At 39.3% G+C, this 8,802-nt stretch carries 7 protein-coding genes and 1 riboswitch; of the genes, 5 read left to right on the top strand and 2 right to left on the bottom strand.

Features of this window, described 5'->3' with window-relative positions:
- The first annotated feature begins 98 nt into the window (after window positions 1-98).
- Window positions 99-317: riboswitch (cobalamin riboswitch) on the top strand.
- A 38-nt stretch (window positions 318-355) separates the two neighbouring features.
- The 5 genes from ACTJIX_RS13735 (at window position 356) to ACTJIX_RS13755 (ending at window position 7,020) form a co-directional block, all read left to right on the top strand.
- Window positions 356-2,227: a TonB-dependent receptor plug domain-containing protein gene (locus tag ACTJIX_RS13735; RefSeq protein WP_248603579.1), complete on the top strand. Its 1,872-nt coding sequence runs from the start codon at window positions 356-358 to the stop codon at window positions 2,225-2,227.
- A 95-nt stretch (window positions 2,228-2,322) separates the two neighbouring features.
- Window positions 2,323-2,907: a cob(I)yrinic acid a,c-diamide adenosyltransferase gene (locus ACTJIX_RS13740; protein ID WP_248603578.1), complete on the top strand. Its 585-nt coding sequence runs from the start codon at window positions 2,323-2,325 to the stop codon at window positions 2,905-2,907.
- 145 nt (window positions 2,908-3,052) lie between these two features.
- Entirely contained in the window at window positions 3,053-3,766 is a 714-nt protein-coding gene (locus tag ACTJIX_RS13745) for a glycerophosphodiester phosphodiesterase (RefSeq protein ID WP_048881970.1), read from the top strand.
- Between the two features lie 516 nt (window positions 3,767-4,282).
- Window positions 4,283-5,449: an acyl-CoA desaturase gene (locus tag ACTJIX_RS13750; RefSeq protein WP_004816108.1), complete on the top strand. Its 1,167-nt coding sequence runs from the start codon at window positions 4,283-4,285 to the stop codon at window positions 5,447-5,449.
- 125 nt (window positions 5,450-5,574) lie between these two features.
- Window positions 5,575-7,020: a protein adenylyltransferase SelO gene (locus ACTJIX_RS13755; protein WP_440611532.1), complete on the top strand. Its 1,446-nt coding sequence runs from the start codon at window positions 5,575-5,577 to the stop codon at window positions 7,018-7,020.
- 710 nt (window positions 7,021-7,730) lie between these two features.
- On the opposite strand, the gene ACTJIX_RS13760 is transcribed toward ACTJIX_RS13755, so the two are convergent.
- Window positions 7,731-8,297 (bottom strand): IS630 family transposase, encoded by a 567-nt coding sequence (locus ACTJIX_RS13760; protein ID WP_121533679.1) that lies wholly within the window; start codon window positions 8,295-8,297, stop codon window positions 7,731-7,733.
- Window positions 8,287-8,742 (bottom strand): helix-turn-helix domain-containing protein, encoded by a 456-nt coding sequence (locus ACTJIX_RS13765; protein WP_004973749.1) that lies wholly within the window; start codon window positions 8,740-8,742, stop codon window positions 8,287-8,289. The genes ACTJIX_RS13760 and ACTJIX_RS13765 overlap by 11 nt, the downstream gene beginning before the upstream one ends.
- Window positions 8,743-8,802: the final 60 nt, after the last annotated feature.

An 8,802-nucleotide genomic window follows, 5' to 3' on the forward strand; every position in this document is an offset into this window, starting at 1 on the left:
ATTGAGCAAATCATTGTAAAGCAATTTTTATAGCTTGCGTAAAGTTCGATCTGATATTTATTTATTCAGATTGTTTAAATGACATGCTCGACTTATACTGCGCTCAACTTGCAACAAGTCAAAGCTTTCTGCTTTAGGGAAGCTGGTGTAAATCCAGCACTGCCCCCGCAACGGTAAAAAATGAAACGTCAATCAGTTTAAACATCAGGTTTACACCACTGCATACAACGATATAGAGATGTGGGAAGGTGGATTGGCAGCATGGCAACGGCCCTGCACATTTAAGTCCGGATACCTGCTTGTTGTGTTCTTTAACTCAATCATTCACGGGGAGTGAATGTATGGAGCACATATCATGACTATTCAATTTCAGCCTGCTGCTTTAGCGGGTTCGATCGCACTTGCGTTGGGTTTCGCATCTTCTGTTCACGCTACTGAACAAAATATTGCTAGAGCATCTTTAAATACGATTGTAGTGACCGCTACGCGTTCTGAAGAAAAGATAGAAAATGTACCTGCGCGGATTTCAGTGATTGATGAAAAAACCATTCAACGATCTCCTATTGCAGATTTAGGTTCTCTACTGAATAGAGAAGCATCTATTAACATTGTGCAATCAGGTGGTATTGGTCAAACGACATCTGCGTTCCTTCGTGGTACAGATTCAAAGCACCTTCTATTTTTAAAAGATGGCGTCAGTTTAAATACCGCTCTAGATGGTGGCTCTAATATTCCTTATATAGATTTAAGCGATATTGAACGTATTGAAGTCTTAAGAGGTCCTGCATCCGTTCAGTATGGTACAGATGCGATTGGTGGTGTCATCAATGTGATTTCGGCTACACCTAAGAAAACAGGTATCTCATTGACCAATGAGATAGGTGAAAATCATACCTATAAATCTATTGTTGGCGCAGATTTTGTAGATCAGTCAGGTTTATACGCTCAAATTAAAGCTCAGCGCCTTGAAAGCGGTGGAACTCCCGTTACAAATAAAGCAAAAGAAGATGCAGGATACGATCAAAAAGGTTACAGCGCAAAATTGGGTCTCGACCAAGAGAAATACAGCGCCAGCCTAAGTTTTAGTAAAAATGAGGGAACCAATGTCTATTATGGTGGTTCTCAAGACTTTCTTAACCAAGTTCTTATCGCAAAAGCAAGTACAACGCTTACAGAAAACCTTGCACTAAATGCGCAATATGCGAATTTCAAAGATGAATTACTTGGATCTAGAAGCAGCTATATGTTCAATACTGAACGTGATGAAGCTGATCTTAACCTTAATTTGAAGATTTCAGAAAGTCAAAAATTCATCTTAGGTGCAGCATTAAATCAAGCCCATATCGAGAGCTATGCTATTCAAGGAGAAAAGCAAGATTTAGATAGTATCGGATACTATGTTCAACATAATTACGATTCCAATCAGCTACATACCCAAGCAGGTTTACGCTTAGAAGATCATGACCAATTTGGTAGCCATGTAGTCGGTCAAATTGCAGGTCGATATAACCTTACTGATACAACGAGTATTTACAGCAATATCGGTACAGGCTTTAAAGCGCCAACTGGGAATCAATTATTCTATTCTGATAGTAGTGAGTGGAAAGGAACTACGTACATCACTAATGGTAATCCCAATTTAAAACCCGAAGAAAGTATTTCTTACGAAATCGGGATAGATCAAATATTAACGGATCATTTCAGTACATCTTTATCCTTATATCAAACTAAAGTTAAAAACCTAATTTCGCCTGATTATAGTTGGGACGATCTGACAAATACGTCAACAACAGACTTCATTAACACAGCCAAAGCAAAAATGACTGGTGGTGAATTCGGTCTAAAATGGCAAAAAGATGATTTATTTATGAGTACTGAATACGCTTATGTCAAAACTCAAGATGAACAAACAGGTTTAGAACTTATTCGTCGTCCCCGCCAATCGCTTTCAACAACGATTGGATTAGAAAATAATGTATATGGTTTGAGTGCGACATTAACTGCGAAATCCACATCTAAAATTTCTGCTTCAAAAAACTCGAAAGAACTGCCTGGCTATGCCACGGTTGATCTGAATGCGTATTGGAATCTCAATCCGCATCTTAAAGTCTTTACCAATATTCAGAATATCGGTGACAACAAGTTTAAGACTGCATCTTATGGTGGCGATGAATTCTATATCAACGGTGGCCGACTCGCCTCTGCTGGTGTTACTTTCAAATATTAAGTTCACTACAGTTTAAATAAATACTTTTGAGAATCATGTCATGCCTATGGCATGATTCTTTTTATTTACAGCATTTAATTATTTAAGGATCTATTATGGGCCACCGTTTAAGTAAGATCTATACCCGTACCGGCGACTCAGGCACTACAGGTCTCGGTGATGGTTCACGCGTTGCCAAGGATGATTTACGTATCACCGCTTTGGGTGATGTCGATGAACTCAACGCAACCATTGGTGTATTACGCTCCCAGATCAGCATAAGTCCAATTGAAAATAAAGCGACTTGGGACAAATCACTTAGTCTGATCCAACACTGGTTGTTTGATCTGGGTGGTGAGGTCTGTATTCCCGGTTTTAACTTGGTTCAACCGGTAGCAATTGATTTTTTAGAAAATGATATTGACCGTATGAATGAAGCCTTACCAATGCTGAAAGACTTTATTTTGCCAGCTGGTTCATTGTCTTGTAGCTATGCCCATCAGGCACGCGCTGTTTGCCGTCGAGCTGAGCGCAGTGTCATGTCTGTACACAGTCGTGACCAGAATATTCAGGCAACCTCACTTCAACTACTCAACCGCCTATCAGACTGGTTATTTGTAGCTTCACGTACCTTACAACGTGCTGAAGGTGGTTCTGAAGTACTATGGCAGAAAAATATCAATGAAACTATTAATCAATAAAACCGCTAAAACTTATTAAACTCCACAGAAAAATCTGCGTCGACGATCTTTGCAATAAAGTTCCAAAGGCGCAGAATATCGTCATTGTTCCGTCATAATTATTCGACATCATGTATTTATCTTTATTTTTTCAGGTTATCGCAACATGCGTATAATCGGCCATCGTGGTGCGCGTGGGGAAGCACCAGAAAATACCCTCGGTGGATTTCAATATATTCAGGAAATCGGGATTCGCGCGGTTGAGTTTGACGTACGTCAACTTAAAGACAATGCCTTGATTATTATGCATGATGATGATTTTGTACGTACCACAGGCCAGCAAAAGCATCTTTATGAATGCAGCCGTGAAGAACTGTCCCCATATAATCATGCCGTACAATGGTCTGAATGGAATCAGGTTGAACCAACTCCCCTTTTAAACCAGACTTTAAATGTCATTCAGAACTTTGATCATATCGAAGTCGAAATCAAAGAAGTGGCTTCCGAAGCTGCCGCGGAACAAATCACCCTGGAATTACAGCAACAACTCCAGGGCTTTGAACATTCAGCTATTATTACCAGTTTTGATGCCAAAATTCATGCTGCACTGCAACAACAAAAATCACAGTTTAAGCGTGGTTTATTGATTGAAACTGATGTAAAACATAAAGCCATTGATCAGGCACTTGAACTGGGTTGTTGTCAGATTGGCTGGATGAATGAATTGGCCAACAAAGAAATGATTAAGGCAACTCAAACTGCCCAACTGAATATCAGTGTATGGACAGTCAACGATATTGAGCGTGCCAAAGAATTACGTGATTTAGGTGTACAAGGTTTAATCACTGATTATCCTAAACTTATGCTGCAACAACTCTAAAGATAATAAATTTTTTGTTTTCTCCACCTCTTAGATTTAAGAGGTTTTCTTTTAATTGTCAGATAGTGAAAAGCTGAGTAAACGTATTGCTATACATCTGTATCTAATCTTATTAACAGTGTACTCATTATGGAGAGCTGCCATGAAAGTACGGACCTCATGGTCATGACTGATAATACATTTTTAGAACGATTTATTTCGACCTTATTTTTATATGACTAATACTGATACACGCATGAACTAAATAGAAATTTTCTGCTTCGTAACAGGTCAAATTCTTAATTTTGATGGTTAAAAACTGCACCTTGTCACAGCTTAAAAATGTCACATTTCGTTTTAATTATTCTGTTACTCATAAGTACAATACACCTGTGCAATAAAGCTAGTGCCACCCTATTGCCCATGTTAATATGCATAAGTTCAATCCCCTATAAAGCTTAGAGGATTTGGCCTTTTAGATATACCTTCCTAGGTTCAGAAACATCTTCTTCCTAGGTTCCAGGAGTGCTGTTGGAGATGAATGCTCCCCTACCTCAAGCCCCAATTAACTGGGTCGCTGTATTTGCTTTGGTTGCATTGCCAATCGTAGCTGTCATTGCGATTCCATTGTATGCGTATCACCATGATTTCAGTCTTGCTGCCTGGATCAGTATGTTTGTTTTACTTGGCGTTAGTAGCCTTGGTATTACAGCGGGTTACCATCGTCTTTGGGCACATCGTGCTTATGAAGCGACTTTACCACTAAAAATCATTCTGATGATCATGGGTACATTTGCTGTACAAAACAGTATTTTGTACTGGGGCTCAGGTCACCGTACCCATCACCGCCATGTCGATGATGTCGAAAAAGATCCATACTCGATCAACAATGGTTTCTGGTATGCGCACCTAGGCTGGATGCTTCGTGATTATCCAGCAGCAGAACCGAACTACAAAAATGCACCTGACCTGCAGAATGACAAAGTCGTGATGTTCCAGCATAAGTACTATGTACCGCTGGTGATTGCTGTGCATGCTGCGATTCTGCTTCCTATTGGCTGGGCAGTAGGCGATGTCTGGGGTGTATTGTTACTCGGTGGTCTAGTTCGTCTGATTCTGAGCCATCACGTGACTTTCTTCATTAACTCATTGTGTCACATGTGGGGTTCACGTCCATATACCGATGAAAATACAGCACGTGATAACTTCTGGTTAGCAATTGCCACCTGGGGTGAGGGTTATCATAATTACCATCACATTTTCCAGTACGATTACCGTAATGGGGTGAAATGGTGGCAGTATGATCCAACAAAATGGTTGATCTGGACCTGCTCTAAACTGGGTCTGGCAAAAAACCTACGCCGTATTCCAAGCTTTAACATCAAGAAAGCTGAGCTGGCAATGAAGTTTAAATATGCCGAGCAAGATCTTGCCGTGTATGGTCATGATGTTAATGAAGACATTGCCAATGTCAAAAGCAAGATTGCTCTTGAATATGATGCTTTCACACAAACCCTGAATGACTGGGCTAAGCTAAAAGAAAAAGAAATTCAAGTGAAAAAGGCAGCAGTTGCTGAAAGAATCCATCAGATGGATGACAAGTTGAAGATGGAATTCCAGCTGGTGGAGCAACGCCTGTCTCATCACCGTGAAACTCTGAATTTACTGGTTCGTAACCTGAAAAAAACGCCAGTATCTGAATAATTTAGATACTGTACAAATGCTCCGAATTCGGGGCATTTTTTATTTATAGCTGGTCAAAAATGATCAACAGTTTTCGTTATCATTCTTTGTTATAGTGAACTAAACATACGTTAAATCTGATTGCTATGCACTTTAATGCCCGTTATAACACGCTCTCTTCCCGCCTCTATCATCATCAACAACCGGTTCCATTAAAAGGACCTAAAGCAGGTCATTTCAATGAGGCTTTGGCTGATCAGCTGCAGTGGTCGGAACAGGACAAAGCTGAATGGATGGAAATTTGTAGTGGTCAGAAAACTTTTGCTGAATTTGAACCCCTCGCAATGGTATATGCCGGGCATCAGTTCGGCCAATGGGCGGGACAGCTCGGTGATGGACGCGGTCTATTGATTGCGCAAATTCTAGATAAAAATAATCAGACTATTGACCTACATTTAAAAGGTGCTGGATCTACACCATATTCGCGTATGGGCGATGGTCGTGCTGTATTACGTTCAGTTATTCGTGAATATCTTGCAGGCCATGCCCTAAACTGTTTAGGTATTGCTTCTAGTAATGCTGTTGGTTTTACCTCCTCTGCTCAAGGGATTCAGCGTGAAAAACTTGAACCTGGCGCGATGATGCTACGGACTTCCGAGTGTCATATTCGTTTTGGTCATTTTGAATGGATTAATCAGTATCAACCTGATCTTTTAAGTGAATTTGCCCAAAAATGTATTGAGTGGCATTATCCAGAATGTCTTGAAGCAGAGCAGCCGATTCTGGCATTTGCAACAAAAGTCATTCAACGTACGGCTGTGATGATTGCGAAGTGGCAACTGGTCGGCTTTGCTCATGGCGTCATGAATACCGACAACCTGAATATCACTGGTTCTACACTGGACTTTGGTCCTTATGGATTTATGGAGCGTTTCCGCCCGAACTGGATCAATAACCACTCGGATTATCAAGGGCGTTATACCTATCAACAGCAACCAAGTATTGCCCACTGGAATTTATGGCAATGGCTGAATAATCTTGTACCACTCTGCCCTACTGACTATGACAGGGAACAATGGAAGCAGGATTTAGCAGCTTGTTTAGAGCATTACGAGCCGACTTTCCTTGAGCACTATAAACTCGGTCTAAATCAGAAAATGGGCTTGCCAGGTTTTCACAAAGACAGTTTTGATTGTGCCATGGCGTTCCTGCGTATCTTGCAATCTGAGCAATTGGACTATACGCAAAGCTTTATCCGTTTGCAGAATAAAGAGTATGACGTCATTAAGGATGATTGCTTAGACCGTCGTGCTTTTGAAAATTTCTTAAGCCAGTATGAAACTATTCGCGAGTTTCAAGATACCACTGAGCTGGATACGCAAATGACTAAAGCCAATCCACATTATATTTTGCGTAATCATATGGCCCAGAAAGCCATCGAGCTTGCTGAAGCAGATGACTTCTCAGAAGTAGATCGCCTGTTCAAGTTACTTAGTCAGCCATTTACCAAGCAATCAGAACTCGAACAGCCTGAAGATTTAGTCCCTTTACCAAGTGATGTCCCAGAAGTCATGGTGAGTTGTTCATCTTAATTTATTCATAATTCTCCTCTAAACTGTGGATAATATTTAAATTATCCACAACTTTTCTTTAAATTATTCAAAGCTTATGACCTTGCACCCAATAGCATCTGAAAATCACACTCTGTCCATGAGGTCAGTTGTACCCAATCGTTCAGTGAGAGCAGTGATGTATACAGTTAAGCTGAAAATTGAATATAGAAAAATACTACGAGATATTTACCCTTATATCCGCATCAGTTGGCATATGAATAAAAAACATTAAATTATAGGATTGGAAGAGCCAAATCTCGATGCCTCTCCAATCAAAGAGTTGATAAAAAACTCTTATCAACAGATGGCTTTCAATTTATCTCGAGTGAAACAGAAAGATATTGAACTATTGAAGCAGATCAAATTATCCACCTTCTAAAAAATTATTTATTATCTCTTATATTATTATTTCTATTTTATTAATTATTTAAATTTATAACTGAGCTTATTATTTTAATAAAATAATTAACAGACTTAACCTAGTAAATTTAAATATATAGTTAGACATCTCAGAATATATACACAACTCCTATTTTTCTTCTCTCTATATTTTTTATGCGTAAAATAATGAGATTGAATTGTCGTTCTCTGTAATTAAAAAATACAGATTAACAACTAACTCTTCATTTTCTAATAATAAAAATAAAAACTGGTATTACTATTTTTAAATTCAGTCACATAAGCTGTCATTAAAAAGTAAACATGTATTCTTTTCCGAATTGGTTTGATACTCTCTCCACCCATTGCTCTATTTTATCAGCTGTCATGACTTGAAAATCTCGCCAATAATATTTCATCTGCTTCCATACCATCTCGATTCGATTTAACTCAGGGCTATAAGCTGGAATAAAATACAAATTCGTCGAAAAGTTACTTTTAAGTAGCTCTCTGTAATCAGCCATCTTTTTACTTCTATGAATCGAGGCATTATCAACAATAAGAACCAATGGAAGGTTATAAGTCTGTTTTACTTGTTGAGCTATTCCAGTTAAATAGGCATAAAACCAAGTGCTTGTAACAGACTCTTGTAAACAACTTGTCACCAGTTTCCCCGTTGAAAGCAAACACCCCATGACATTAACTCGTTTTAATCTTATTGCATCAACCGCATGAACATCACCTATCTTTGTCCACGCATAGCGGTTATCAGGTGTAGATGAAAACCCTGTTTCATCAACATAACCTAATATAATTTCACCACGTGCCGCTTGCTCTCGTAATTTTTCAATCTGCTGTGTTGCTTGTTCAAATGCAATCGGATCTCTTTTTTTTCAAGCTATGACGGGTACGCTTGAAGACCATACCTGAATCACGTAAAAACTTACGAATGGTTTCAACAGACACGGACACTTCGTATTCTTCATGTAGTTTGACTCGGATTTGTTCTGCATTGAGTGGACTTGTATTGACCCAATCTAGGATTTTCGCCTGATAGTCTGAGATCAATGTATTGGGCCGACCTGAGCGATGACCTTCTTTAATCGATTCAAACTCATACAATTCCCAACGTCGGCGTTGTAGCCTTATGGTTTCTGGGATACGTTCTTGTAGAGTGGCAACTTCCGCAACACTTTTACCTTCAGAAAGCCAGAGAATAGTTTGGGCACGTTGTCTTTCACGCCAATGTTTTGCATGCTTGGCCAGAAAAATGAGTCGTTCTCGCTGTTCTAAACTAAGTGGTACAGAAACAATTCGAGGCATGTGTGAACATCTGTTAACTAAAAAAACTTTTTCGCATGATTAGTTATTTTTGTCAACTTA

Source organism: Acinetobacter sp. 22323 (assembly GCF_052044895.1).
Lineage (GTDB): Bacteria > Pseudomonadota > Gammaproteobacteria > Pseudomonadales > Moraxellaceae > Acinetobacter > Acinetobacter schindleri.

Bases quoted from the DNA above. Each gene is read 5' to 3' on its own strand.
- ACTJIX_RS13735 (WP_248603579.1), top strand. From the start codon at position 356: ATGACTATTCAATTTCAGCCTGCTGCTTTAGCGGGTTCGATCGCACTT.
- ACTJIX_RS13745 (WP_048881970.1), top strand. From the start codon at position 3,053: ATGCGTATAATCGGCCATCGTGGTGCGCGTGGGGAAGCACCAGAAAAT.
- ACTJIX_RS13765 (WP_004973749.1), bottom strand. From the start codon at position 8,742: ATGCCTCGAATTGTTTCTGTACCACTTAGTTTAGAACAGCGAGAACGA.
- ACTJIX_RS13740 (WP_248603578.1), top strand. From the start codon at position 2,323: ATGGGCCACCGTTTAAGTAAGATCTATACCCGTACCGGCGACTCAGGC.
- ACTJIX_RS13755 (WP_440611532.1), top strand. From the start codon at position 5,575: ATGCACTTTAATGCCCGTTATAACACGCTCTCTTCCCGCCTCTATCAT.
- ACTJIX_RS13750 (WP_004816108.1), top strand. From the start codon at position 4,283: ATGAATGCTCCCCTACCTCAAGCCCCAATTAACTGGGTCGCTGTATTT.